Source organism: Nonomuraea sp. NPDC002799 (assembly GCF_053592075.1).
This window is the reverse complement of record NZ_JBSFVA010000034.1, coordinates 78,701-102,692: the sequence shown is the minus strand read 5'-3', so window position 1 is coordinate 102,692 and position 23,992 is coordinate 78,701. Positions and strand designations below refer to the sequence as shown.

The window sequence follows — 23,992 nt, the reverse complement described above, 5'->3', positions numbered from 1 at the left end:
AGGGAAGGATGTCATGCGAGCGTTAGGCGGTGAGCACACGCTCATATCATGGGCGGATGCGCACACGTGATCGCATCATCGACGCCGCCGAACAGGCCATTCACCAGTTCGGCAGTGCCGGGGCGACGACCAGGCGCATCGCCCAGCAGGCCGGCTGCTCGGAGGCGCTGATCTACAAGCACTTCGCCAGCAAGGAGGCGTTGGTCCTCGCGGTGTTGCTGGAGCGGCTGCCCGCGCTCGGCCCGGCGCTGGCCAAGCTCCGGCTGAACACCGGCCAGGGCGACCTGGAGGCCGGCCTCACCGAGTTCGCCGTCATGACGCTGGAGTTCTACGCCAAGGCCACGGCCATCGGCGCCGGCCTGCTGGCCGACCCCTCGCTCATGGCCGGCTTCAGGGGCATGCTCGCCGAGGCCGGCGCGGGCCCGCACCTGCCGATCCTGGCGCTGGCCGACGTCCTGCGCGCGGAGCAGCGCGGCGGCCGGATCGCCGCTGCGGCCGACGCCGGAGCCGTCGCGGCGCTGCTGATGGGCGCCTGCTTCCACCGGGCCAACCTGTCCCACTTCGTCGAGCTGCCCGAGACACCCGAGACCTGGGCGGCCACGATCGTGCACGAACTGCTCAGGCGCTGACGCGGGACTCGCCGCCTCGGGCCGTTCAGGCGGTCCCGCCCGGTCCCGGCCGGTCCCGGCCGATGGCTCAGGCGACGATGCGGGACTCCCCGCCGTCCACCAGGATCGAGACCCCGCTCACGAACGACGCCCGCTCGCTGGCCAGGAACGCCACCACGTCCCCCACCTCCTCCGCCCGCCCGATGCGGCCGACGGGCACCGACTCGCCCCGCTGGGCCAGCGCCTCCTCGCCCCCCGCGAGCTCAAGCAGCCGGTCGGTCCCGATCGAGCCGGGCATCACGTTGTTGACCAGCACGCCGTCGGGTCCCGCCTCGCGGGCCAGCGTGCGCACGACGGCCGCCACGGCCGGGCGGGTCGCGTTCGACAGGGTCAGGCCGTCGATCACCTCGCGCACCGACCTGCTGGTGATCGTGACGATGCGGCCCCAGCCGCGCGCGCGCATGTCCGGCAGGACCGCGTGCATCAGGCGTACGGTGCCGAGCAGGTTGCGCTGGATGGCCACGTCCCAGTCGGCCAGGCCCACCTCGTCGAACCGCCCGGCCGGCGGGCCGCCCGCGTTGGCCACCAGGATGTCGATCGGGCCGAGCACGTCGCGGGTCTCCTCGACCACCCGCCGGGCCGCCGCCGGGTCCTCCACGTCGGCCAGCACGGCGTGCACCACCTTGCCGAACTCCTGCAGCTCCACCACCGCGTCCGCGAGCCGTTCGGGGCTGCGGGAGCACACGCACACGTCGCAGCCCTCGCGCGCGAGACTCTTGGCCGCGGCGAGACCGATGCCCGCGCTGCCTCCGGTGACGAGGGCGACCTTGCCCGAGATGCCGAGATCCATAGGGGCGACTATAGATCGTGCATCGCACCGAACCCGGGCGGGACGCACGCGTTCGAGCTTGTCGGGTCGAGCTGGGAGGACGGCTGGAACCGGTCCGTCCTCCGGCGGATCGCCGAAGAGGGAGGCGGACCGGGGGCGCCAGGTATGTGACAGCACGGGTAGAAAAGCCGCAGTAAGCGTGATGAGCTGGGCAAGTGGCAAGAAACTTGATCCTTTCGGGAGGCTTGTTCCATGACTTCGCCGCCACGTCGGGCGCGCTCGCGGACGTGCTCGCCGAGGTGGGCGTGGAGTCGGAGATCACCGAGGACATCGCCGGCGCGCTCAGCGAGCCGTCGGAGGTCCAGCTCATCACCGTCAACGCGCTGCGCTGGCAGATGGGCGAGGACCGGTTCTCCGACCTGCGCGCCGAATGGCGTTTCGGCTTACCGCCGCAGGCCCGCACCACCCTCCTCGACCATCTGGACCGGGGCGGCGGACTGCTGTGCATGCACGCGGCGTCGATCTGCTTCGACGACTGGCAGGGCTGGCCGCGCGTCCTGGGCGGCTCCTGGGCGTGGCCCAAGTCCCATCACCCGCCGCTGGGGTGGACGTCGGTGCGGGTGCACGGCACGCATCCGGTGGTGGACGGGCTGCGGGACTTCGACCTGGTGGACGAGGTCTACAGCGACCTCGACGTGCTGCCGGACGTCGAGCCGCTGGCGTCCGCGAACGGTCAGCCGCTCATCTGGGCGCGGCCGGTGCGGCGCGGGCGGGTGTTCTACGACGCTCTGGGGCACGACACCCGGTCCTATGACAACGAGGTCCACCGTTCGCTGCTGCAACGGGCCGCCCTCTGGTTGCTGAAGCAGCCGGTGACCATCAGCGAGTGAAGGACCAGCCGGTCCAGCGGGCCACGTCCACGACGATCACGGGTCCCTCCGGGCGGCGTTCGCGGTACTGCGCGTACCTGGCCGCCAGCGCGTCGAGAGCCGGCTCGCGCTCCGGCCCGCCGGTCACGATCCGGGCCGATCCGTCGGCGCGCACCCACCACAGCCGGGTCCAGTCGTCGTCATAGTGGTCGGCCACCAGGCTGACCTTCGGGTTCTCCCGGATGTCGCGCAGCCGCCGCAGGGCGGTGGTGGTGGTCTTGGGCTTGTGGTCGATCGCGGTCACCACCCGGCCGCCGACGACGGCGAAGGTGACGGGCACCACGTGCGGCGTGCCGTCGCCGCTCGCCGTGGCCAGCCGCGCCACCCGCTCCCCGGCGAACCTGGCCGCGAGCGATGCCTGCTCGTCGCCCGGCAGCCCGGGAACTTGTGCCGCTGTTTCGCGGGGCGGATCGGCCATCCGGCTCATTGTACGAGCGTGGCGCCCGGCTCCCGATGCGACGGGCCGTACGGTCGTGACAGGCCCGGCGCGCCGTGGACACGTCCGGAACCTACAAGACCGCACGGCGCCCTCCTGGGCACGATGGGTTCATGAACGTGAACGTGAACACGATCCCCGGCTTCCTGGCCGGGCACGCCCGCATTCTTGACTGGCGCCGCTACCAGCTCCTCATGGGCGAGGGCGACACTGCCGCCACGCTGGCCGCCCTGGACGGCTACCGCAACCCCGACGGCGGCTACGGATGGGGGCTGGAGCCGGACCTGCGCTCGCCCGAGAGCCAGCCGGGCACGGCGCTGCACGCCTTCGAGGTGTTCGAGAGCATCGCCCCCGAGACGTCGCCGCAGGCCGTGGCGCTCTGCGACTGGCTGGAGTCGGTCACGCTGCCCGACGGCGGCCTGCCGTTCTCGTTGCCGCTCTCCGTGCCCGCCGCCACCGCGCCCTGGTGGGCGGGCGGCGACCCGGCCGCCTCGTCGTTGCAGATCACCGCCATATCCGCGGCCGCCGCCCACAGCGTGGCCGCCTGCGATCCCGCCGTCGCCGCCCATCCGTGGCTGGAGCGGGCCACCCGCCACTGCCTCGACGCCATCCAGGCGCTGGAGGAGCAGCCGCACGCTTATGTGTTGTCGTTCGCGGTGCGCTTCCTCGACGCCGTGTACGACACCCAGCCACGCGCGGCCGGCCTGCTCAAGCGGCTCGGCGGCTACATCCCCGCGGACGGGCGGGTGCCGGTCGAGGGCGGCACCGCCGACGAGGCCCTGCGCCCGCTCGACTTCGCGCCGCATCCCGGGCGGCCGGTGCGCGACCTGTTCGCCCCCGAGGTGATCGCCGCGGATCTCGTCCGGCTGGCGGGGGAGCAGCAGGACGACGGCGGATGGGTCGTGGACTACGCGCGGATCTCGCCGGCCGGGTCCCTCGAATGGCGCGGCGCCGCCACGGTGCGGGCCGCCGGGATTCTGCGCGCGAACGGCGTCATCTAGCGGTTCAGGAGCTTTGTGCCAGGCGGTGGGAGGACTCTGACTCCTGGGCCATGCGGCGCAGGGTGTCGAGCGCCTTGCCGTACAGGACCGTGCCGAGCACCAGCGCCTCCACGGCGGCGTCGCGCGGGCCGTGGAACGGGATGGTGTCCATCTCGACCTCGGCGACCAGCCTCTGGGCCACCTCGACGTAGGGCGTCAGGTCGATCGCCAGGCCGAGTTGGCGCATCCGGACCAGGGTCTGGGCCAGCTCGTCGCGGGTGGGGGCCTGCGGGTGCACGTTCCAGCCGCGCTCGGCGATGAGGTGGTCCACCTCGGCGCGGGCGCGCTCCCAGTCCTCGCCCGGCTCGGGCTCGACGCTGGGGCCCAGCGCGTAGTGGGCGATGCCCAGCATTTCGTGCGTGGGCAGGGATTCGTCCTCGACGGCGGCGATGACCTGTTTGATCGCGGCCACCGGAAGCCTGCCCACCTCGAGCAGGGCGCGGATCAGGCGGAGTCTGCGCAGGTGGGAGTCGTCGTACTCGGCCCTGGTGGCGGCCAGCTGCGCGCCTTGATGCAGCAGGTTCTCGCGCAGGTAGTACTTGATCGTCGGGATGGCCACACCGGATTGAGCACTGAGCTCGGACATGCGCATCATTGGATAATAGCGCTATCCAGAGCGGGCCAGATGGCGGGCCGCGCTGACGAGCTCGTGCACGTCGGCCTGGCGGTTCCAGAGGAAGACCACCTCCAGCGGAGGTACGTCCTCTTTTATCGGGACGAACGTCAGCGCGTCGGGAACCGTGGTGCCCTCGTGAACGCACAGAGCATAACCCGCGCCGGCTTCGACCAGGTTGATGACCAGGTCATGGGTGGCCGCCGCCGGGCCGAGCCGGGGGTGGAGGCGGTGGCGCACGAAGCCCTCCAGGAAACGTCGCGCGCCGGCCACCGCGTCGGACTCCGGCATGATCAGCGGCTCCGACGCCAGGTCCGACAGGGACACCGTCTCGTACGCGGCCAGGTGGTGGTCGCGGTGGAGCAGCACGTGCACGGGGAAGCGGTGGATGAGCATGCGGGCCACGCCCCTGGGCAGGGAGCCGGGGGCGTAGCCGAGGCCGGCCTGCAGGGTGCCGTCGACAAGGGAGACGATCTGCTCGGCGGTGCCCATGGGGGCCACGCGCAGTCGCGGGGTCGGGAGCTGGGACAGCAGGCGGGCGACCACGTCCGCCAGCCCGTCGGCCACGCCCAGGCGGGCGGTCTGGCCCTTGCTCCGGGCCGCCACCACGGCGCGTTCGAAGGCGTCCACCGCGACCGTGGCCTGGGCGAGAAACGCCTCGCCCGCCTCGGTGAGCTGCACGCCGCTCGACGAGCGGCTGAACAACTCGACCCCGATCTCCTTCTCCAGCGCCCGCAGCTGCTCCGACAGCGTGGGCTGGGCTATGTGCAGCGCGGCGGCGGCCCGGCGGAGACTGCCGGCGCGCGCGATCGCCATCGCGTATCGGACGTAGCGTAAATCCATCGTTCACCTCGGCGTGATGATGAAGGGCTATCGGTGGATCGCACCTCTGTATTACAAGAGGGGACAGCTTCCGTGAAGGTGCTCAGTTACCACGCAGTGGTGCCGTTTCCGGCCCGGATGAGGTGAGCGGCTGGTCACGGGTGGTTCGCAGGCCCTCGCGCGGACGTGTGGCGAAGGCATTCGGACGGAAAACGCTGCCCTTGTGGCCGCCCGGAAACTCGTCGCAGGGGACTTCCAGCGCCTCCGACGGCGAGGGAGACCGAATGCCGAGCAAGCGCTTGCCTCGGAGCGAGCCGCCGGGCTAGCGTGGCCGGGACGTGTGGGAAGGGGCGGGCATGGAGCCGTTCTGGGGACGGGCCGGCAGGGAGCCGTTCTCGGGCGGGCGGGCATGAAGCCGTTCTCGGGGCGGGCGGCCGTGGCCGGGATCGGGATGACGGCCCTCAGCAGGGATTCCGGCCGCACCGAGCTGGAGCTGGCGGTCGAAGCGTGCCGGGCGGCCTGCGCGGACGCCGGGATCGGCCCCGGCGACGTGGACGCGGTGCTCAGCTACCACCTGAACGACTCCGCCCCCGTCGTCCAGGTGGCGCGCTCGCTGGGGATCGAGCGGCTCGGCTGGCACAACGACATCGCCGGAGGGGGGACGCAGGCGCCGTCGATCCTGGGCGACGCGGCGATGCTGATAGACGCCGGTATAGCGCGAAATATCGTGATCTATCGGGCGCTCAACGGGCGCTCGGGCCGCCGCATGAACACCGTCTCCACCGGTCCCCAGGAACAGTTCACCTACGGCCTGGTGGGGCCGATCCCGATGTCCGCCCTGGCCGCGACGCGCTACCTGCACGACACCGGCCTCACGTCCGAGCACCTGCACGCCGTCGTCGCCCAGTCCAGGGAGAACGCCAAGTCCAACCCCCGGGCCCTCCGCCGCGACCCCCTCGAACTCGACGACTACCTCGCCAGGCCGTACGTCTGCACCCCGCTGCGCACGGTGGACTGCTGCCAGGAGACCGACGGGGCGTGCGCCCTGGTGGTCAGCGCCGTGCTGGAGGGGCCCCGGGTCCGGGCGGTGGTGCGCGCGGGCGGGCCCGGCTGCTCGTCGATGGACCGGGCGCCCGACGTCACCACGATCTTCTCGGCGTACGTGGCGCCCATGCTCTGGGACGCCTCGGGCCTGCGGCCGTCGGACGTGGACGCGGCGCTGCCGTACGACGCCTATTCGTGGCTCGTGCCCCGGCAACTGGAGGACTTCGGCCTGGTCGAACGGGCGGACCTCGGGGCGTACCTGCTGGAGCGCCGGCACGCCTGGCTGAACCCGCACGGCGGCCTGCTCTCGGAGGGCTACGTGCACGGGCTGAACAACGTGGCCCAGGCGGTGCGGGAGCTCCGGGCGGGCCGGGAGGTCGCGCTGGTGACGGGCTTCGGCGGCAGTTACGGAAGCGCCGCGCTGCTCGTACGGTGAAAAATCGGTTCGACGAAGCGGGCGTGGCGCCGCTCGGCCGTTCGCGGATCCAGGAACGTCCGCGCGGCCAGCCACGCCGCCGCGCCCGCCGCGTCCCCCGCCGTGACGGCGTCCGGCAGCAGGTCCTGTACGGCCTGCCTGACGGGGCCCGCCGCGGTGAGCACGCTGCCCGACAACACGATGGGCCGGCCGGGGTCGTGCACCTCCAGGGCGGTCCGCACGAGCAGGGACGCCGCCTCGGCCACGATCTCCACCGCCGCCGGGTCCCCCGCCCGCGCGGCCCGGCTCACCAGCGGCGCCAGCTCGGCGAGCGCCAGCGGTGGTCGCGCGTGCACCGCCGCCGCCAGGTCCGCGACCGGATCGTCGCCGGGCCCGTCCGGCAGCAGCCGGCGCACCACCAGCTCCGCCAGCACCCCGCCCGGCGGCGCGGCACGGTCCGGTCCGGCGGCGGGCGCGCTCCCGGCGTCGTGGGCGTGCAGGGCGGCGGCGCCGTGGGCGTGCAGGGCGGCGGCGAGGGTGCGGATGGTGGTGCGGGCGGCGGCGCGGCCGACCCAGAAGGCCGATCCTTCGTCCCCGAGCTGCCAGCCGAACCCGTCGGCGGCCGCCACGGCGGCGTAGTCAATAATTTTTGCCGCCACCGCCCCGGTCCCGGAGATCAGCACAGTCCCCGAAGGCGCGGCGGTCCCGGCGGCGAAGGCGGTCACGATGTCCCCGGCCGACCGCACCGGCACGCCTGCGCGAAGCACCGGCCGCAGCACCCGCTCGACCAGGGAGAGGCATCGGCCGGGGTTGCCCGCCACCCCCGCGACGACTGCGCTGACCTGCTCGAAGTCGGCAACGGAAGCGCCGGCCGCCCGGACGGCGGCGGTCAGGTTGGCCGCCGCCGCGTCCATCCCCACCGCACCCGGATTGCCGCCCCCCGCCAGCCCGCGCCCCACCGTCTCGCCCGCCACCGTGAAGAGGGCGGCCCGCGAGGACGTGCCTCCCGCGTCGATGCCCAGAACCATGCGCATGTCAAAAATTATTGCCCAACCGCCTTGACTGCGCCAGAAGCTGGGCATAATTTTCAGCGCGTGGAACTACTGAGCCGCATCAGAGCCGAGCAGCACGACCTGCCCGAGGCGTTGCGCAAGGTGGCCGAGACGATTCTCGGCGGCCCGGCCGAGGCCGCCAGGCTGACGATCGTGGACCTGGCCGAGCGGAGCGGCACGTCCACCGCCACCATCACGCGCTTCTGCCGGGCACTCGGCTTCGCCGGCTACGCGGAGCTGCGCGTGGCCATCGCCACCGAGACCGGCCGGGTGGCGCAGCAGACCTGGCAGACCGACATCGGCCAGGAGATCCTGCCCGACGACACCCTCGACCGCGTGCTCGGCGTGGTGTCCGGCAACGACATCCGTCTCATCCAGGAGACCGCCGACCAGCTCGACCTGACCGTGGTCGAGAAGGTCGCGCAGGCGGTGGCCAGGGCCGGGCGGGTGCTGCTGTTCGGGGTGTCGAGCAGCGCGGCCGTCGCCAGTGAGATGGAATACCGGCTGCAGCGCATGCGCGTGCCGACCTGGAGCAGATCCGACGCGCACAGCGCGCTGACCGACGCGGCGCTGCTCGGTCAGGGCGACGTGGCGATCGGGATCTCGCACAGCGGCAGGACGCGGGAGGTCATCGAGGTGCTCGCGGAGGCGGGCAGCCACGGCGCGATCACCGTGGCCGTCACCTCGCAGCCGAAGTCCGCGCTGGCGGAGGTGGCCGAGCTGGTGCTGACCACGGCCAGCCGGGCGACGAGCTTCCGGTCGGAGGGGTTCGCCGCGATCCACTCACAACTGCTGGTGCTCGACGTCGTGTACGTGTCGGTCGCCCAGCGCACGTACGAGCGGACGAAGCAGGCGTTCGACGTCACCGTCCGCGCCGTGGCCGGACACCGGCTACCGGAACAGGGCCTGTCTGAAGGAGATAGATGACACCACGTCGGGAAGCATTCGCCGAGCACATCGCGCACCTCGTACGGACCATCCCGGAGGACCCGGAGATCGAGCGCGCCGCCGATCTCTTCACCAAGGCGCTGACCGGCGGCGGCGTCATCCAGGCGTTCGGCTCAGGTCACTCCGAGGCCGTCGCCATGGAGATCGCCGGCCGCGCCGGCGGCCTCGTGCCCACCAACAGGCTCGCGCTCAGGGACATCGTCAGGTACGGCGACGCCCCCCGATCCGAGCTCGACCGCTACGACCTCGAACGTGACCCCGCCATCGCCCGCACCATCCTCGACCTGGCGCCCGTCCAGGAGGAGGACCTGTTCGTCATCATCTCCAACTCGGGCGTCAACGGCGTGGTCGTCGAGCTGGCCACCCTCGTCAAGGAGCGCGGTCACGACCTGATCGCGATCACCTCGCGGGCCCACAGCCAGGCCGTCGCGTCCCGCCACCCCACGGGCCGCAAGCTGCTCGACCTGGCCGACGTCGTCCTGGACAACCAGGCGCCGTACGGCGACGCCGTCCTGCCGCTGCCCGACGGCGGCGCCACCGGCGCCGTCTCCACCATCACCTCGGCGCTGCTGGCCCAGCTCGTCGTGGCCCAGACCGTGAGCAACCTGATCGAAGCGGGCGAGGTGCCGCCGGTCTACCTCTCGGCCAACGTCCCCGAGGGCGACGCGCACAACCTCCGCCTGGAGGCACGGTACGCGGGCCGCATCCGTCGCGGCGCCTGACCCAACCGCGCAGCACCACCAGCTCTCTTCGGCATGCCCGGAACTCGGGGGCCGCACGACCGCAGCAAAGAACCTTCGGGGGCCGGATCACCCGCAAGGAGAACCCACCCATGTCCCGAAATATCGGAAAACGTCCGCTCGGCTTAGCCGCGGTCCTCGCCGCCGTCCTCATCGTGGCGGCCCTGGTCGCCCCGGCCAACGCCGCCCAGGCCGTCCGTCTCCAGTACCGGACCAGCGCGCCCGGCGCCACCACCGCCCAGGCCGAGCCCTGGCTCCAGCTCTTCAACGACGGCACCACCACCATCCCGCTCGACCAGGTCAAGATCCGCTACTACCTCACCGGGGCCGAGACCTACCGCTTCGCCTGCTCGTGGGCGGTGGTGAGCTGTTCGACGGTGACGGGGCAGTTCGTCCGTCAGGCCGGCTCCGCCCAGTACCTGGAGGTGGGCTTCACCTCCGGCAGCCTGGCCCCGGGCCGGAACACCGGCGACCTGCAGCTCCGCTTCTACCGCGCGGACTGGCAACCCTTCACGCAGAGCGACGACTACTCCTACGGCCCGCAGACCGCCTACGCCAACTGGGACAAGGTCACCGTCCACGTCAACGGGCAGCTCGCCTGGGGCCGGCCGACGGGCACCGAGCCCACCCCCACGCCCACGGTCACGCCCACGGTCACGCCCACCGTCCCGCCCGGCTCGGCGGGCGTGTTGTGGGACGACTTCACGTACGCGAGCTCGGCCGATCCGCTGCTCGCCCAGCGCGGCTGGACGGTCCGTGGCAGCTCGGGCGGCCCCGGCGTGCCGGGCGCGACCTGGTCGCCGTCGGCCGTCTCGTTCCCCGGCGGCCTGCTGACGCTCGACTCCTCGACCAACGGCACCGCCGCCGGCACCGTGCAGACCGAGCTGTCCACCGCCGCCCGCAAGTTCCACGAGGGCACGTACGCGGCCCGCGTGCGCTTCAGCGACGCGCCGGCCGGCGGCGGCCCCGACGGCGAGCACGTGGTGCAGACGTTCTTCACCATCACCCCGCTGGCCTACAACCTGGACCCGAACTACGGCGAGCTCGACTTCGAGTATCTGCCGAACGGCGGCTGGGGCGAGCCGGCCGGCATCCTGTACGCCACGAGCTGGGAGACCTACCAGGGCGACCCCTGGCAGGCCGTCAACACCCACACCGAGGAGCGCGCCAGCTTCGCCGGCTGGCACGACCTGGTGATCCAGGTCGCCGGGGGCCGGATCAGGTACTACGTGGACGGCCGCCAGTTCGCCGACCACGGTGACATCTACTATCCCGAGACACCCATGTGGCTCATGTTCAACCAGTGGTTCATCGACCTCCAGGGCGCCACCGGCAGCCGGACGTACCGGCAGCAGGCCGACTACGTCTACTACAGCAAGAACGAGGTCGTCTCGCCCGCTGACGTGCGGACCCGGGTCGCCGCCCTGCGCTCGGCCGGCACCGCCTTCAGGGACACCGTCCCGAACCCGTGACACCACCCCCGCGCCCGCCCCGCGCGGGCGCGGGCACCCCCCATGAGAAGGAACCGCCATGAAGAACCGCATCCTGGCCCTGGCGGCCGTGTTCGCGCTCGGCGCGTGCGGCACCGCCGGGGAGCCCAAGGCGGCTGTGCCGAGCGGGCCGGCCAAGCTGACCGTCTGGATCATGGACGGCAGCGTCACGCAGGACCTGCTGAAGACGTTCGAGACCGAGTACGAGGCCGCGCACAAGGACGTGGACCTCGACCCGCAGATTCAGGCGTGGGACGGCATCGGCGAGCGCGTCACCGCCGCCCTGGCCAGCACCGACGCCCCCGACGTGATCGAGGTGGGCAACACGCAGGTCGCGCAGTACTCCGCCAGCGGCGGCGTCACCGACCTGACCGCCAAGATCACCGACCTCCAGGGGGAGGACTGGCTGCCGGGCCTGGCCCAACCGGGCAACATCGACGGCAAGCAGTACGGAATCCCCTGGTACGCCGCCAATCGGGTGGTCGTCTACAACAAGGACCTGTTCGCCAAGGCAGGCATCAAGGAGCCGCCGAAAACGCGCGACGAATGGCTAGATATCACGACCAAGCTGAATCAAGGCGGTAATCAGGGCATCTACCTGACCGGTCAGACCTGGTACGCCCTCGCGGGCCTCATCTGGGACGAGGGCGGCGACCTGGCCGTCCAGGAGGCCGGCAAGTGGAAGGGCGCACTCGACAGCCCGCAGGCCCTGGCCGGCATGGACTACTACCAGCGCCTCCAGGCCCTCGGCAAGGGTCCCAAGGACGCCGACGAGGCGAACCCGCCCCAGCACGAGGTCTTCGCGCAGGGCAAGGTCGCGCAGATCATCGCCGTCCCCGGCATCGCCGCCCGCGTCCTGGAGGTGGACCCGAAGCTGAAGGACAAGATGGGCTTCTTCCCCATCCCGGGCAAGACTCCCGACAAGCCGGGCGCCGTCTTCACCGGCGGCTCGGACCTGATCATCCCGGTCGCCTCGCAGCGTCAGGAGCAGGCGTACGAGGTGGTCAAGGCGCTGGCGGGCGAGCGGTTCCAGACGGAGCTGGCCAAGGCCATGAGCTTCGTCCCGAACCGTACCTCGCTGGCCGGCGTGCTCTCCGGGCAGGAGGGCACCGCCGCGATGGCGACGGCCGCCGCGGGCGGCCGGGCCACCCCGAACACCCCCAACTGGGCCGCCGTCGAGGCCACCTCCGTGATCAAGCAGTACATGACCGCCGTGCTCACCGGCGCGGACCCGGCGACGGAGGCGAAGAAGGTCTCGGAGTCGATCACCACGACGCTCAACAGCGGATCCTGATGCGCGCTGGCGACCGCTCCCTCTGGCCCTACCTGCTCATCGCGCCCACGGTGGCGGGCGGGGCCTTCCTCCTGCTCTACCCGCTGCTCAAGGCGGCGGTGATCTCCTTCCAGCACTTCCGGATGGGCGAGCTGATCCGGGGCGGCGCGGTCCTGGCCGGCCTGGACAACTACGCCGAGTTGTTGTCCGGCGCGGAGTTCTGGCAGGTGCTCTGGCGCACGCTGGTGTGGACCGCGATCAACGTGGTCCTCATCGTGGTCCTGTCCACCGGGGTGGCCCTGATGCTGGTCCGCCTGCGCCGCGCCCTGCGCCTGGCCGTGATGAGCGCCCTGGCGCTGGCCTGGGCCACCCCGATCATCGCGGCCACCACGGTCTTCCAGTGGCTCTTCCAGTCGGAGCTCGGCGTGGCCAACTGGCTGCTGGTCACGCTCGGCTTCGACTCCTTCGAGGGCTACACCTGGTTCGCCAGCGGCACGGCCACCTTCGCCGTGCTGGTGATCCTGGTCGTGTGGCAGTCGGTCCCGTTCGCCGCGCTCACCCTGTACGCGGGCCTGACCACGATCCCCGCCGAGCTGTACGAGTCGGCCAGGATCGACGGCGGCACCGGCCGGCAGGTGTTCTGGAAGATCACCGTGCCGATGTTGCGGCAGTTGTTCGCCCTGGTCGCCTCGCTGGAGGTGATCTGGGTCGCCAAATGTTTCCCGCAGATCTGGGTGCTCAGCCAGGGCGGTCCCGACGGCGCCACGACCACGCTGCCGGTGTACGCGTTCAAGATCGCCCGCGTGCTGCACCGCTACGACCTGGGCTCGGCGGTCGCGATGCTCACGGTCGTCATCCTCGCCGTGGCCCTGGTCACCAACCTGCGTCGAATGGTGCGCTCATGAAGTCGAATGGTGCGCTCACGAAGTCGAGCCGTGCGCGCGTGAAGTCGAACCGCGCGCTCTTGAGAAGGCTCGCGCTCAACACGGCCGCCGTCGCCGTGCTGGTGACGACGATCTTCCCGGTCTACTGGATGTTCCTGACCGCCTTCAAACCGACCAGGGACATCCAGGCGGCCACGCCGACGTTCTGGCCCGCCCATCCGACCCTCGACCATTTCGTCACCGCGATCAACGCGCCGGGCTTCTGGACCTACTGGCGCAACAGCCTGGTGGTGACCGTGGCCGCGGTGCTGATCGCGCTGGTGGTGTCGCTGCTGGCGGCGTTCGCGGTGGCCAGGATGCGGTGGCGGGGGAGAGGGGTGTTCGTGGTGGCGGTGTTCGCGGCTCAGATGGCGCCGTGGGAGGCGCTGCTGGTGCCGGTGTTCATCATCGCCAGGGACAGTGATCTGCTGGACTCACTCGCCATGCTGACCGGGGTCTACTTCATGATCACCCTGCCGTTCACCATCGTGACGCTGCGCGGGTTCCTGGCCGCGATCCCGATCGAGCTGGAGGAGGCGGCGCAGGTGGACGGATGCGGCCGGGTGGCGGCCTTCCGGCGGGTGGTGTTCCCGTTGCTGGCGCCGGGGCTGATGGCGACCTCGTTGTTCGGGTTCATCACGGCGTGGAACGAGTTCGCGTTCGTGAACGTGCTGATCATCAAGGATCAGGACAAGCGCACGCTGCCGGTGTGGTTGTCGTCGTTCCGTGACGTGTTCGGCACGGACTGGGGCGCCACGATGGCCGCCGCCAGCCTGTTCGCGCTGCCGCCGCTGCTGCTCTTCCTGTTCCTGCAGCGCCGCGTCGGCACGGGCATGACGGCCGGCGCGGTCAAGGGGTGAGTCGGGGCGCACGCGGTGGCGCTCCATCACGCTCAGACGGCGGTGAAGGTGGCGTGCAGCACCTTCGCGTCGGTCTCGGGGATCAGGTCGCGGGCCGCGAGCCAGGCCGCGGCCCCCGCCGCGTCGCCCGCCGTCGTCACGGTCTCGGCCGCCAGCAACTCCCGCACCGCCCACCGTACGGGCCCGTCGCTGGTCAGGACGCTGCCGGCGAGCACCACCGGGCCGGACACGTGCACCCGCCGCAGGGTGGCGACCAGATGGCCGGCCGCGTCGTGCACGATCCGCTCCGCGAGCGGATCGCCGGCCTCGGCGGCCCGGCTGACCAGCGGGGACAGGGCGGCCAGCCGCATGTGGTCGGCCTGCGCCAGCCGGACGATACGATCGGCCGCCGCGCGCGGGGTGGCGGGCCGCTCCGCGCCGAGGAAGTGCTCCCCGACGAGCGCCACCAAGGGGCCGCAGGGCCCGTCGTCGTCCCGCTCGTCCACCACCAGGCCGTGGTCGAGCGCCCGCACCGGCAGGCCCGCGTCCAGGGCCTCGATCACCGCCTTGGCGGCCTCCCGTCCGATCCAGAAGCCGGAGCCGGCGTCGCCCAGCAGCCAGCCCAGCCCGTCGGCGATCGACTCCCGCCGGTAGTCCGTGATCCGGGCGGCCACCGCCCCCGTGCCCGACAACAACAACGACCCGTCGGGCTCGGCGGACCCGGCCGCGTACGCGATCGGCACGTCGCCCATGCACCGGGGCCCGGCGGGGATGCCGTGCGCGGCCCAGAGCTCGGCCAGATGGGGCGCCATCTCGGAGACCAGCCCGGCGACTCCCGCCAGCGAGGCGGCCACGCGCCCGCCGTCGTGCGGTCCGAGCGCCTTCGCCAGGGCCTCGCCGATGGCCGCCACCGCCTTGGCCAGCCCATGGGCGCTCGGGTTGCCCGCTCCCGCCTGCGCATAACCGACGCGCGTCCCGTCGAGTGTGTGCACGGACACCCGGGTGGAGGTGGCACCGGCATCGACGCCGACCACTAGCGATTCAGTCACGGTCTGAGTCTGGGGCTTGACGTGACGGAGAAGCAAGAATAATTTTCGCCAGAAGACCGGGTATCCGGAAGGATTATTCGTGACTTCAGGGGCGCTTGGGCGTGTCGAAACGGAACTACCCGGCTTGCCGGAGGCGTTGCGCAGAGTCGGCGAGGTGATCCTCGGCGATCCCGCCGAGGCCGCGCGCTCGACCATCATCGCGCTGGCCGAGCGGGCGAACTCCTCGCCCGCCACCGTGACCAGGTTCTGCCGCGCGTTCGGCTTCTCCGGTTACGCGGAGTTGCGCGTCGCGCTGGCCACGGAGACCGGCCGGGCGGCCCAGGCGGGCTGGGGCGCGGGCGTCGGCCACGAGATCGGCCCCGACGACCCGCTCGACGTGGCCATCGAGGTGATGGCCGCCGCTGACGCCAGGCTGATCCAGGACTCGGCCGCGCAGCTCGACCTCGACGTGGTAGCCCGGGTGGCCGACGCCATCGTGGCGGCGCCGCGGGTGCTCCTCGTCGGCGTCTCCACCAGCGGAAACGTCGCCACCATGTTCGAGGGCCGGCTGCGCCGCATCGGCATCCCCTGCTGGAGCGCGGGCGACGCCCACGTGGCCCTGTCGGAGGCGGCGCTGCTCAAGGCGGCGGACGTGGCCATCGGCATCAGCCATCGGGGGCGTACCCGCGAGGTCATGGAGGCGCTGGCGGAGGCCGGCAGCCACGGCGCGCTCTCGGTCGCGGTCACCTCCTTCGCCCGCTCCCCGCTGGCCGACCTGGCCGACCTGGTGCTGACCACCGCCAGCAGGGAGACCACGTTCCGGCTCGGCGGCCTGGCCGCCGTCCATTCGCAACTGTTCGTGCTGGACGCCGTCTACGTGGCGGTCGCGCAACGCACCTACGAACGCACCAACGAGGCGTTCGAGCGCACGATCAGCGCGGTGGAGAGCCATCGGGTGGAGAGAGGCTGAATGACCTACGCGAGCAGGGTCCTCGATCTGGCGCGGCGGGTCGCGGAGAGCCAGGAGGAGCCGGTGCGGCGGGCGGCCGCGCTGTTCGTGGCCGCGATCAGGGCGGACGGCGTGGTGAACGCGTTCGGCTCCGGGCACTCCGAGGCCATCGCGATGGAGATCGCCGGCCGGGCCGGCGGCCTCGTCCCCAGCAACCGCCTCACACCCAGAGACCTGGTCCTGTACGGCGGCAAGTCCCCCAGCGTGCTCACCCCGGAGCTGGAGCGGGACCCGGCCGTCGCGCACGAGATCTACGCGCTGGCCCCGGTGGCGCCGCAGGACGTGTTCGTGCTGATCTCCAGCTCCGGCGTGAACGGCACGGTCGTCGAGCTGGCCACGATCGTCAAGGAGCGCGGCCATCCGCTGATCGCGCTGACCTCGGTCCAGCACAGCACCCGGATGACCTCGCGCCACCCTTCGGGCGCGAAGCTGCTCGATCTGGCCGACGTCGTGCTCGACAACGGCTCGCCGTACGGCGACGCCATCCTCGACCTGCCCGGCGGCGGCAGTTACGGTGCGGTGTCCACGATCACCTCCGCGTTGCTGGCCCAGATGGTGGTCACCGAAGCGGTGGACGAGCTGGTGGCTTCGGGGGAGTCGGCCCCCATCTACAAGTCGGTCAACGTGACTGGCGGTGACGAGCACAACAAGGCCCTGGAGAGCCGCTACGCAGGGCGCATCCGACGCGGATCATGAAGAATCAGGAGTGAAATCATGCCTAACACCCCCCATATCGGTAGGCGAGAGTTTCTTCGCGGCGCGGCCCTGGTGCCGGTGGCCGGCGCGCTGGCCGCGTGCGCGACACCCGCGGCGCCACCCGCCGCCACGAGTTCGTCGGCCCCGGTCGCCACCAGCGCGGCCAACCCGTTCGGCGTGGCCGGCGACAAGCCGCTGGAGGTGTGGATCTTCGACGGCGGCTTCGGCCAGGACTACGCCAAGAACATCCACCAGCCGCTGTTCAAGACGAAGTACGCCGGCGTCGAGATCAAGCACAACGCGACCAAGGAGATCACCAAGGTCCTCCAGCCGCGCTTCGCCGGCGGCAACCCGCCCGAGGTGATCGACAACTCGGGCGCCAACTTCATGGACTTCGGCGCCCTGGCCCAGGACGGGCAGATGCAGGACCTGACCCCGCTGCTCGACGCGCCCTCGTGGGACGACCCGAACGTCAAGGTCAGGGACACCATCGACCAGTCCGTCATCGACATCGGCACCTATGACGGCAAGTTCAGCGTCCTCGGCTACGTCAACTACATCCACGGCATCTGGTATTCGCAGAAGGTCTTCCGGGACAACGGCTGGCAGATCCCGAAGACCTGGGACGAGTTCCTCAAGCTCTGCGAGACCATCAAGAAGTCCGGCAAGATGGCGCCCTTCACCTACGCCGGCAAGTTCCCGCAGTACCTGTACGAGCCGCTGCTCACGATGGCCGCGAAGATCGGCGGCACCGAGGTCCTGGTCAACATCGACAACCTCGAGGACGGCGCCTGGACCACCGAGGCCATGAAGACCGCGGCGACGGCCTGGGCCGAGGTGGGCGCCAAGTACCTCATGGAGGGCACCACCGGCCTCGACCACGTCCAGACCCAGACCGCCCAGAACAAGTACAAGGTGGCCATGCTGCCCTCCGGCTCGTGGCTGGAGAACGAGCAGAAGACCACGACCCCGCCCGACTTCGAGTACGGCATGTTCCCGATCCCCGACTTCAGCGCCTCGGACAAGATGCCCTACGGCACCCTGCACACCCAGCCGGGCGAGAACTTCATCGTCTCCTCCAAGAGCGCCAACCCGCAGGCGGGCATGGAATACCTGCGAGCGATGACGTCGAAGAAGGCGGCCGGTGACTTCAGCGAGCTCGTCCGCACCGTGACGGTGGTCAAGGGCGCGAGCGAGGGCCGCCAGAACTCCCCGGGCGTCGCCAGCGCCTCCAAGGCCATCGCCGACGCGGGCGCGAACGCCGTCTACTACCGCTGGAACACCTGGTACGGCCCGCTCAAGGACGAGGGCATCGCCGCCACCGGCCAGCTCATGTCCGGCGGCCTGACGCCCGAGAAGTACCTCGAACGCATGCAGAAGAAGGCCGACGAGATCAAGAACGACTCCTCGATCAAGAAGTACAAGCGCTGATGCTTTTCCACAGGTATCGCCGTGGGCTGTTCATCACCTCGTTCTTGGCAGCCCCGGTGATTCTCTACCTGGTCTACGTGATCTCTCCGTACGTCCAGGCGTTCTACATCGCGATGACCGACTGGCGCGGCGTGTCCGCCACGCCGTCGTTCATCGGCTTCGACAACTTCGTGCGGCTCTTCAGCGACGGCATCTTCTGGAAGGCGGTCACGCACAACGCCGCCCTCCTCGTGCTGCTGCCGCTGCTCACCATCGTTCTCGCGCTGTTCTTCGCCTTCCTGCTCAACGTGGGCGGCCCGCAGGGCGTGACGGGCATCACCGGGTCGAGGTTCTACCGGGTGGTGTTCTTCTTCCCGCAGGTGCTGGCCGTCGCGGTGGTGGCGGTGCTGTTCCAGCAGGTCTTCAGGCCGGACGGCAGCGGCATGCTGAACGGCCCGCTGATGGCGCTCGGCGTCCGGCCGGTCGGCTTCCTGTCCAATCCGGACGTGGCGTTCTGGTCGGTGCTGGGCGTCATGGTCTGGCAGGCGGTGGGCTTCTACGTCGTGCTCTTCTCCGCCGGGCTGGCCTCCATCCCCAAGGACATGTTCGAGGCCGCGCAGATCGACGGGGCGAGCCGGCTCAACCTGTTCTTCCGCATCACGCTGCCGCTGCTCTGGGACACCGTCCAGGTCGCCTGGGTCTACCTGGGCATCATGGCGCTGGACGTGTTCGCGATCGTCTGGGTGATGACCGACCAGCACGGGGGCCCCGACTGGTCGACGACGGTCATGGCGGCCGAGATCTACCGCAACGCCTTCCAATACTTCCGCTTCGGCTACGCCTCCGCCCTGGGTGTCGTGATGTTCTTCTTCACCGTCGGCTTCGCGATCCTCTCGCTGCGCCTTTCGCGGCGCGAACGAATCGAGTACTGATGACCACGATGACGTCATGGACGGTGGCGAACTCCCGCAAGATCGCCCGCCAGGAACGCCGTCGGCGACTCGGCCCGCTCGGCGTGCTGACGCATCTCGCGTTGCTGGTCTGGACGCTCCTGGTGATGGTGCCGATCCTGTGGACGTTCCTGGCCTCGGTGAAGAGCGAGGACGAGATCTTCGGCGATGCCTGGTCGCTGCCCGCCACCCTGCGCTGGGACAACTTCGCCAGAGCCTGGGAGCAGGCGCACATCGGGCAGTACATGCTCAACAGCATCATCGTGGTGGGGTTCAGCACGTTCGGCACGATGCTCATCGGGTCGATGGCGGCCTACGTGCTGGCCCGCTATCCCTTCCGGGGCAACCGGGCGGTCTATCTGCTCTTCGTCTCGGGCCTGGCCTTCCCGGTGTACCTGGCGCTGACCCCGCTCTTCTTCGTCGTGCAGAACATGGGCAACCTGCCGCTGGTCGGCCAGTTCATCGGCCTGAACTCGTACGCGGGGCTGGTCCTGGTCTACATCGCGTACTCGATGCCCTTCACCGTCTTCTTCCTGTCGGCCTTCTTCCGCACCCTGCCCACGGCGGTGGGGGAGGCGGCGATGGTGGACGGCGCCTCGCACACCCGCGTCTTCTTCCAGATCATGTTGCCGATGGCCAAGCCCGGCATCATCAGCATCACGATCTTCAACATCCTGGGCCAGTGGAACCAGTATCAGCTTCCGCTGATCCTGCTGCAGGACCGATCCAAATGGGTGCTGACCATGGGCGTCGCCGACATCGCCACGGCGGCCGGATACGACCAGGACTGGTCGGCCCTGTTCGCCGCGCTGACCCTGGCCATCCTGCCCATGCTGATCGTCTACACGGTCTTCCAGCGTCAGATCCAGTCGGGCCTGACCTCGGGGGCGCTGAAATAGCTCGCAAGAGCGACATATCCCGCCTAGGCTGCGGAATGTGACTGGCGACATCCGCGCGTTGCTGGCCCGCCATCTTCCCGACTACCGGGTGCGTTCGGTCCGCCGGCTCGGCCACGGTCTCGACCATCTGGTGGACGAGGTCAACGACGAGCTGCTGGTCCGGCGGAACAAGGCGAGCGACCCCCGGTCGATCCGGCAGGAGGTCGCCCGCCTGGCGGCCGTCAGAGAGTTGTCCCCGCTGCCCGTGCCCGAAGTGGTCTTCTCCGACGACGAGTCGGGCGTGATCGCGTACCGGAAGTTGCCCGGTGAGCCGCTCAACCGCCGGCCCGCCGAGCACCCGCGCGAGCTGGCCGCGCCGCTGGGCGCCTTCCTCAGCGCCCTGCACGGCAGCTCGCCCGCCCGGATGCGGGAGCTGGCGCCGCTGGACCGCTATCCGGCGCCGACGCTCCTGCGGGACGCCGAGCTGGACTACCGCGACGTCGAGCGGTACGTCCCGGAGGACCAGCGCCCCCTGGTGGAGCGCTTTCTCCGGGACGCCGCGCCGGACGAGCCCGGCTCCGCGCGCTTCTGCCACAACGACCTGGGAGCCGAGCACATCCTGGTGGACGCCAGAACCGGCGCGGTCACGGGTGTCATCGACTGGACGGACGCGGCCATCACCGACCCGGCCCACGACTTCGCCCTGCTCTACCGCGACCTCGGCCCGGAGGTCTTCGAGCTGACGGTGGCGCACTACGAGTTCGACCTCGACGCGGCCGATCGGGCCAGGGTGCGCTTCTACGCCCGCTGCGCCCTGATCGAGGACCTGGCCTACGGCCTCAGCACCGGCCCCACCCACTACGCCGACGCCGCCCTGGACCACCTGGCCTGGACCTTTTCGCCGGGCTAGACCGCGAGCTCCGCGGCCTGGCCCGGACCTTCTCGCCCAGCTAGACCGCGAGCTCCGCGCGCAGCACCCGCGTGGCGGCCACCACGTGCGCCAGCGACGCCTCCACCTGCTCGTACGTCCGCGTCTTCAGCCCGCAGTCCGGGTTGACCCACACCCGCTCCACCGGCAGCACCGCCAGGGTCGCGCGGAGCAACCGCTCGACCTCCGCCGCGCCGGGCACCCGGGGCGAGTGGATGTCGTAGACGCCGGGCCCGAGCCCGCGCCCGAACGACTCCACCGCCCCCAGGATCCGCGCCCCCGACCGGGCGGACTCGATCGTGGTCACGTCCGCGTCGAGCCCGTCGATGGCGGCCAGGATCTGGTCGGCGTCGGAATAGCACAGGTGCGTGTGGATCTGCGTGCGATCAGCGGCCCCCGACGTGGCCCGCCGGTACGCCGCCACCGCCCACTCCAGATAGTCGGCCTGGGCGGCCCGCCGCAGGGGCAGCAGCTCGCGCAGCGCCGGCTCGTCCACCTGGATGATCGACACCCCGGCGGCCTCCAGATCGCGCACCTCATCCCTGACGGCGTCGGCCACCTGGAACACGACCTCGCGCAGCGGCAGGTCGTCGCGGACGAACGACCAGGCCACGATCGTGACGGGCCCGGTGAGCATGCCCTTGACCGGCTTGTCCGTCAGCGACTGCGCGTAGGAGGCCCAGCGCACGGTGATCGGCGCGGGCCGGCCGACGTCGCCGTGCAGGATCGGCGGCCGGGTGCAGCGCGACCCGTACGACTGGACCCACCCGTTCCTGGTCACGGCGAACCCGTCGAGGTGCTCGGCGAAATATTGCACCATGTCGTTGCGCTCCGGCTCCCCGTGCACGAGGACGTCGAGCCCGAGCCGCTCCTGCACCCGGATCACCCGCTCGATCTCGGCCTCGACCTGCCGTTCGTAGCCGGCCTGCGTGAGCGTCCCGGCGGCCAGCGCCGCCCTGGCCGCGCGGAGCTCGCCGGTCTGCGGGAACGACCCGATCGTGGTGATGGGCAGCGCGGGCAACCGCAGGTGTGCGGCCTGGGCGGCGGCGCGCACCGCGTACGGGCCGCGTGACTCCGCCACCACCGGCGCGGGCAGCGCCACGGACGGCCCGGCGGGCGCCGAGCCCGCGGACCCGGCCCGCGCCAGCGCCACCACCTCGGCCACCTTCTGCTCCGCGAACGCCAGCCGCCCCTTCAGCGCCGGGTCCAGCTCCGTCTCGGCCTCGACGTCGTAAGGCACGTGCAGCAGCGAGCACGACGTGCTGACGACCACGTCGGAGGCCCGCAGGGCGCCCAGCGCGGCCAGCGCCCGCCCCGGCGAGGTCCGCCACACGTCGCGCCCGGACACCACACCCGCGACCACCGTCTTCCCGGTCAGGTCGAGGACGGGCACCCCGCCGCGCACCAGGTCGAGGCCGATGGCCTCCAGCGGCGTCCCGGCCAGCACCGGCAGCGCCTCGCCGAGGTCGCCGAAATAGGACGCCACGAACAGTCCGGGCCGGGTGCTCGACGCGCCCAGCCGCTCGTAGGCGGTCCGCAGCGCGGCCAGCTCCTCCGGCGTCCGGTCGCCCACCAGCGCGGGCTCGTCGAGCTGCACCCACGCGACCCCTTCGGCCGCCAGCGCGGACAGCAGCTCCTCGTAGCAGGCCAGCACCTCGTCCAGCCGGTCCAGCGCCGACCCGAGCAGCAGGAACGTCACCGGTCCCACCAGCACGGGCCGCGTCTCGTAGCCCAGCGCCCTGGCCTCGCGCACCTCGCCGAGCGGCTTGCTCGCGTCCAGTTTGAAGACCGTGTCCGGCCCGATCTCCGGCACGAGGTAGTGGTAGTTCGTGTCGAACCACTTCGTCATCCGCAGCGGCGCCAGCCCCTCGGTGCCCCTGGCCATCGCGAAATAGGGGTCCGCCGCGTCGCGGTAGCGCGCCGGCACCGCGCCGAGCAGCACCGCCGTGTCCAGCACCTGGTCATACAGCGAGAACGTGTTGGACGGCAGCCCGTCGAGCCCGAGCTCGGCCAGCCGGCGCCAGGTCCGCTCCCTGAGCTCGGCGCCGGTCCGGTCGAGCTCCGCCCGGGTCGAGCGCCCGTCCCAGTACGACTCCAGCGCCCGCTTCAGCTCCCTGCGCGGCCCGATCCGCGGATAGCCGAGCACGGTGGACCGGGGAAATGTGGGCATCTCATGACTCCTTTGACGTCGAGTGGATCGCTGCATCCTGCCGATCACGCTCGCCGTCGTGCACTATGTATTCGTGCTGCTTATGCTCAAAGAGATCCACTGCTTCACCAAGGTCGCGGGCCGTCTCAGCTTCTCCAAGGCCGCCGCCGACCTGGGCCTGTCGCAGCCCGCCATGAGCCAGGCCATCACCAGGCTCGAACGCGCGGCCGGGGTCCGGCTCTTCGAGCGCACGGCGCACGACGTGCGGCTCACGGCGGAGGGCAAGGCGCTGCTGCCGTACGCGGAGCAGGTGCTCGAATCGGCCCAGGCGTTCACCGCCGAAGCGGGCCGGCTGGCCCGGCCGACCATTCACCTGGCTTATCCACCGCTCGTCGGCACGCTGGCGGCGCGGATCGCCAGGCGGCTGGCGGGACGGAGCCCGGCCATCGGCGTGGAGCTGAGCGCGGCGGGCCGCGGCGCGGCGGCGCGGGCCCTGGCGAGCGGCGAGATCTCGGCGGCGATCCTGGCCACGCCGGCGCCCGCGGCGTTCGTCACGGCGGCCAGGTTTCACGTCACGGTCGATCACCTGGCCGTGCCCGCCGGGCACCGGCTGGACGGGCGGCCCAAGGTGACTCCGGACGACCTGGGCGGCCAGGTGCTGCTCACGCCGGGCAACCGGCCCTGGGCGGGGCTGCCGGGGCGCTCGCGCATGGTGGCCGACGACGACTTCGCCGCCGCCCTGGACCTGGTGGCGGCCGGGGTGGGGCTGCTGCCGATCCCGCAACTGCTGGCCAGGACGATCCGGCGGGACGACGTGCGGTTCGTGCCGCTCGACGCGGGCGACCTGCGCATCACCTACGCCCTGGCCTGGTCGAAGGAGCGCGTGACGCCCGAGCTGATGGCCCTGGTCCAGGCGGTGCAGGACGCGCTGTGGACCAGGTGA

The 23,992-nt window shown here is 71.2% G+C and carries 24 protein-coding genes; 17 read left to right on the top strand and 7 right to left on the bottom strand.

The features are described 5' to 3' along the window. Positions 1-56: 56 nt before the first annotated feature. Complete coding sequence (locus tag ACWD0F_RS40950) at positions 57-629, top strand: TetR/AcrR family transcriptional regulator (protein ID WP_449886575.1); 573 nt, start codon at positions 57-59, stop codon at positions 627-629. A gap of 67 nt (positions 630-696) precedes the next feature. Here the strand turns inward: ACWD0F_RS40950 and ACWD0F_RS40945 are convergent, their stop codons facing one another. Then, positions 697-1,458 (bottom strand): SDR family oxidoreductase, encoded by a 762-nt coding sequence (locus ACWD0F_RS40945; RefSeq protein ID WP_449886573.1) that lies wholly within the window; start codon positions 1,456-1,458, stop codon positions 697-699. A 224-nt stretch (positions 1,459-1,682) separates the two neighbouring features. On the opposite strand from ACWD0F_RS40945, the gene ACWD0F_RS40940 reads away from it, so the two are divergent. Beyond that, positions 1,683-2,327 carry a ThuA domain-containing protein gene (locus tag ACWD0F_RS40940; RefSeq protein WP_449886570.1) on the top strand — a complete coding sequence of 215 codons (645 nt, stop codon included), beginning with the start codon at positions 1,683-1,685 and terminating at the stop codon, positions 2,325-2,327. Here the strand turns inward: ACWD0F_RS40940 and ACWD0F_RS40935 are convergent. Further along, on the bottom strand, positions 2,317-2,784 hold the full coding sequence (locus ACWD0F_RS40935; RefSeq protein WP_449886567.1) for a TIGR03668 family PPOX class F420-dependent oxidoreductase: 468 nt from the start codon (positions 2,782-2,784) through the stop codon (positions 2,317-2,319). The genes ACWD0F_RS40940 and ACWD0F_RS40935 overlap by 11 nt on opposite strands. A 131-nt stretch (positions 2,785-2,915) precedes the next feature. Here ACWD0F_RS40935 and ACWD0F_RS40930 point away from each other — a divergent pair, with 131 nt between their 5' ends. Further along, positions 2,916-3,803, top strand: a complete 888-nt coding sequence (locus ACWD0F_RS40930) for a hypothetical protein (protein ID WP_449886564.1) — start codon at positions 2,916-2,918, stop codon at positions 3,801-3,803. A gap of 4 nt (positions 3,804-3,807) precedes the next feature. On the opposite strand, the gene ACWD0F_RS40925 is transcribed toward ACWD0F_RS40930, so the two are convergent. After that, on the bottom strand, positions 3,808-4,428 hold the full coding sequence (locus ACWD0F_RS40925; protein ID WP_449886561.1) for a MerR family transcriptional regulator: 621 nt from the start codon (positions 4,426-4,428) through the stop codon (positions 3,808-3,810). A gap of 21 nt (positions 4,429-4,449) precedes the next feature. After that, entirely contained in the window at positions 4,450-5,298 is an 849-nt protein-coding gene (locus ACWD0F_RS40920) for a LysR family transcriptional regulator (protein WP_449886558.1), read from the bottom strand. A 388-nt stretch (positions 5,299-5,686) separates the two neighbouring features. Between ACWD0F_RS40920 and ACWD0F_RS40915 the strand changes: the two genes are divergently transcribed. After that, positions 5,687-6,757 (top strand): thiolase C-terminal domain-containing protein, encoded by a 1,071-nt coding sequence (locus ACWD0F_RS40915; protein WP_449886555.1) that lies wholly within the window; start codon positions 5,687-5,689, stop codon positions 6,755-6,757. Here the strand turns inward: ACWD0F_RS40915 and ACWD0F_RS40910 are convergent. Then, entirely contained in the window at positions 6,727-7,770 is a 1,044-nt protein-coding gene (locus ACWD0F_RS40910; protein ID WP_449886552.1) for an N-acetylglucosamine kinase, read from the bottom strand. The two genes, ACWD0F_RS40915 and ACWD0F_RS40910, sit on opposite strands and share 31 nt — an antisense overlap. Before the next feature lie 60 nt (positions 7,771-7,830). On the opposite strand from ACWD0F_RS40910, the gene ACWD0F_RS40905 reads away from it, so the two are divergent. The 6 genes from ACWD0F_RS40905 to ACWD0F_RS40880 all read left to right on the top strand — a co-directional run bounded on the left by ACWD0F_RS40905 (position 7,831) and on the right by ACWD0F_RS40880 (position 14,022). After that, positions 7,831-8,715, top strand: a complete 885-nt coding sequence (locus ACWD0F_RS40905; RefSeq protein ID WP_449886549.1) for a MurR/RpiR family transcriptional regulator — start codon at positions 7,831-7,833, stop codon at positions 8,713-8,715. Further along, entirely contained in the window at positions 8,712-9,458 is a 747-nt protein-coding gene (locus tag ACWD0F_RS40900) for a sugar isomerase domain-containing protein (protein WP_449886546.1), read from the top strand. Before ACWD0F_RS40905 ends, ACWD0F_RS40900 begins: the two co-directional genes overlap by 4 nt. Before the next feature lie 110 nt (positions 9,459-9,568). Beyond that, entirely contained in the window at positions 9,569-10,948 is a 1,380-nt protein-coding gene (locus ACWD0F_RS40895) for a cellulose binding domain-containing protein (RefSeq protein ID WP_449886543.1), read from the top strand. Positions 10,949-11,006: 58 nt separating this feature from the next. Further along, entirely contained in the window at positions 11,007-12,260 is a 1,254-nt protein-coding gene (locus ACWD0F_RS40890; protein WP_449886540.1) for an extracellular solute-binding protein, read from the top strand. Next, a complete protein-coding gene (locus ACWD0F_RS40885) occupies positions 12,260-13,144 on the top strand; it encodes a carbohydrate ABC transporter permease (protein ID WP_449886537.1) in 885 nt (294 codons plus the stop codon). Before ACWD0F_RS40890 ends, ACWD0F_RS40885 begins: the two co-directional genes overlap by 1 nt. Further along, a complete protein-coding gene (locus ACWD0F_RS40880) occupies positions 13,141-14,022 on the top strand; it encodes a carbohydrate ABC transporter permease (RefSeq protein ID WP_449886534.1) in 882 nt (293 codons plus the stop codon). The genes ACWD0F_RS40885 and ACWD0F_RS40880 overlap by 4 nt, the downstream gene beginning before the upstream one ends. 32 nt (positions 14,023-14,054) lie before the next feature. Here ACWD0F_RS40880 and ACWD0F_RS40875 read toward each other — a convergent pair whose 3' ends face one another. Then, positions 14,055-15,050 carry an N-acetylglucosamine kinase gene (locus ACWD0F_RS40875; protein WP_449886532.1) on the bottom strand — a complete coding sequence of 332 codons (996 nt, stop codon included), beginning with the start codon at positions 15,048-15,050 and terminating at the stop codon, positions 14,055-14,057. Between the two features lie 79 nt (positions 15,051-15,129). Here ACWD0F_RS40875 and ACWD0F_RS40870 point away from each other — a divergent pair, with 79 nt between their 5' ends. From ACWD0F_RS40870 to ACWD0F_RS40845, 6 genes are read left to right on the top strand one after another with little or no spacing between them, the layout of a single operon-like run. Continuing rightward, positions 15,130-15,999 (top strand): MurR/RpiR family transcriptional regulator, encoded by an 870-nt coding sequence (locus ACWD0F_RS40870; RefSeq protein WP_449886529.1) that lies wholly within the window; start codon positions 15,130-15,132, stop codon positions 15,997-15,999. Beyond that, positions 16,000-16,734, top strand: a complete 735-nt coding sequence (locus ACWD0F_RS40865; protein WP_449886526.1) for a sugar isomerase domain-containing protein — start codon at positions 16,000-16,002, stop codon at positions 16,732-16,734. It abuts the gene before it with no gap. Between the two features lie 18 nt (positions 16,735-16,752). Further along, complete coding sequence (gene ngcE, locus ACWD0F_RS40860; protein ID WP_449886524.1) at positions 16,753-18,165, top strand: N-acetylglucosamine/diacetylchitobiose ABC transporter substrate-binding protein; 1,413 nt, start codon at positions 16,753-16,755, stop codon at positions 18,163-18,165. A gap of 44 nt (positions 18,166-18,209) precedes the next feature. Then, the gene (locus ACWD0F_RS40855; protein ID WP_449886521.1) at positions 18,210-19,076 is read left to right on the top strand and encodes a carbohydrate ABC transporter permease; all 867 of its coding nucleotides are present in this window, start codon (positions 18,210-18,212) and stop codon (positions 19,074-19,076) included. Next, positions 19,076-19,993 carry a carbohydrate ABC transporter permease gene (locus ACWD0F_RS40850; protein WP_449886518.1) on the top strand — a complete coding sequence of 306 codons (918 nt, stop codon included), beginning with the start codon at positions 19,076-19,078 and terminating at the stop codon, positions 19,991-19,993. Before ACWD0F_RS40855 ends, ACWD0F_RS40850 begins: the two co-directional genes overlap by 1 nt. Positions 19,994-20,030: 37 nt before the next feature. Continuing rightward, the gene (locus ACWD0F_RS40845; RefSeq protein ID WP_449886516.1) at positions 20,031-20,882 is read left to right on the top strand and encodes a phosphotransferase family protein; all 852 of its coding nucleotides are present in this window, start codon (positions 20,031-20,033) and stop codon (positions 20,880-20,882) included. A gap of 40 nt (positions 20,883-20,922) precedes the next feature. Here ACWD0F_RS40845 and metE read toward each other — a convergent pair whose 3' ends face one another. Next, on the bottom strand, positions 20,923-23,070 hold the full coding sequence (gene metE / locus ACWD0F_RS40840; RefSeq protein ID WP_449886513.1) for a 5-methyltetrahydropteroyltriglutamate--homocysteine S-methyltransferase: 2,148 nt from the start codon (positions 23,068-23,070) through the stop codon (positions 20,923-20,925). 22 nt (positions 23,071-23,092) lie between these two features. Between metE and ACWD0F_RS40835 the strand changes: the two genes are divergently transcribed. Continuing rightward, positions 23,093-23,992: a LysR family transcriptional regulator gene (locus ACWD0F_RS40835; RefSeq protein ID WP_449886510.1), complete on the top strand. Its 900-nt coding sequence runs from the start codon at positions 23,093-23,095 to the stop codon at positions 23,990-23,992.

What these genes read in the sequence shown, in the direction of transcription:
- ACWD0F_RS40950 (WP_449886575.1), top strand. Translation starts at nt 57, where the DNA reads ATGCGCACACGTGATCGCATCATCGACGCCGCCGAACAGGCCATTCAC.
- ACWD0F_RS40945 (WP_449886573.1), bottom strand. Translation starts at nt 1,458, where the DNA reads ATGGATCTCGGCATCTCGGGCAAGGTCGCCCTCGTCACCGGAGGCAGC.
- ACWD0F_RS40935 (WP_449886567.1), bottom strand. Translation starts at nt 2,784, where the DNA reads ATGGCCGATCCGCCCCGCGAAACAGCGGCACAAGTTCCCGGGCTGCCG.
- ACWD0F_RS40930 (WP_449886564.1), top strand. Translation starts at nt 2,916, where the DNA reads ATGAACGTGAACGTGAACACGATCCCCGGCTTCCTGGCCGGGCACGCC.
- ACWD0F_RS40925 (WP_449886561.1), bottom strand. Translation starts at nt 4,428, where the DNA reads ATGTCCGAGCTCAGTGCTCAATCCGGTGTGGCCATCCCGACGATCAAG.
- ACWD0F_RS40920 (WP_449886558.1), bottom strand. Translation starts at nt 5,298, where the DNA reads ATGGATTTACGCTACGTCCGATACGCGATGGCGATCGCGCGCGCCGGC.
- ACWD0F_RS40915 (WP_449886555.1), top strand. Translation starts at nt 5,687, where the DNA reads ATGAAGCCGTTCTCGGGGCGGGCGGCCGTGGCCGGGATCGGGATGACG.
- ACWD0F_RS40910 (WP_449886552.1), bottom strand. Translation starts at nt 7,770, where the DNA reads ATGCGCATGGTTCTGGGCATCGACGCGGGAGGCACGTCCTCGCGGGCC.
- ACWD0F_RS40900 (WP_449886546.1), top strand. Translation starts at nt 8,712, where the DNA reads ATGACACCACGTCGGGAAGCATTCGCCGAGCACATCGCGCACCTCGTA.
- ACWD0F_RS40895 (WP_449886543.1), top strand. Translation starts at nt 9,569, where the DNA reads ATGTCCCGAAATATCGGAAAACGTCCGCTCGGCTTAGCCGCGGTCCTC.
- ACWD0F_RS40890 (WP_449886540.1), top strand. Translation starts at nt 11,007, where the DNA reads ATGAAGAACCGCATCCTGGCCCTGGCGGCCGTGTTCGCGCTCGGCGCG.
- ACWD0F_RS40885 (WP_449886537.1), top strand. Translation starts at nt 12,260, where the DNA reads ATGCGCGCTGGCGACCGCTCCCTCTGGCCCTACCTGCTCATCGCGCCC.
- ACWD0F_RS40880 (WP_449886534.1), top strand. Translation starts at nt 13,141, where the DNA reads ATGAAGTCGAATGGTGCGCTCACGAAGTCGAGCCGTGCGCGCGTGAAG.
- ACWD0F_RS40865 (WP_449886526.1), top strand. Translation starts at nt 16,000, where the DNA reads ATGACCTACGCGAGCAGGGTCCTCGATCTGGCGCGGCGGGTCGCGGAG.
- ngcE (WP_449886524.1), top strand. Translation starts at nt 16,753, where the DNA reads ATGCCTAACACCCCCCATATCGGTAGGCGAGAGTTTCTTCGCGGCGCG.
- ACWD0F_RS40850 (WP_449886518.1), top strand. Translation starts at nt 19,076, where the DNA reads ATGACCACGATGACGTCATGGACGGTGGCGAACTCCCGCAAGATCGCC.
- metE (WP_449886513.1), bottom strand. Translation starts at nt 23,070, where the DNA reads ATGCCCACATTTCCCCGGTCCACCGTGCTCGGCTATCCGCGGATCGGG.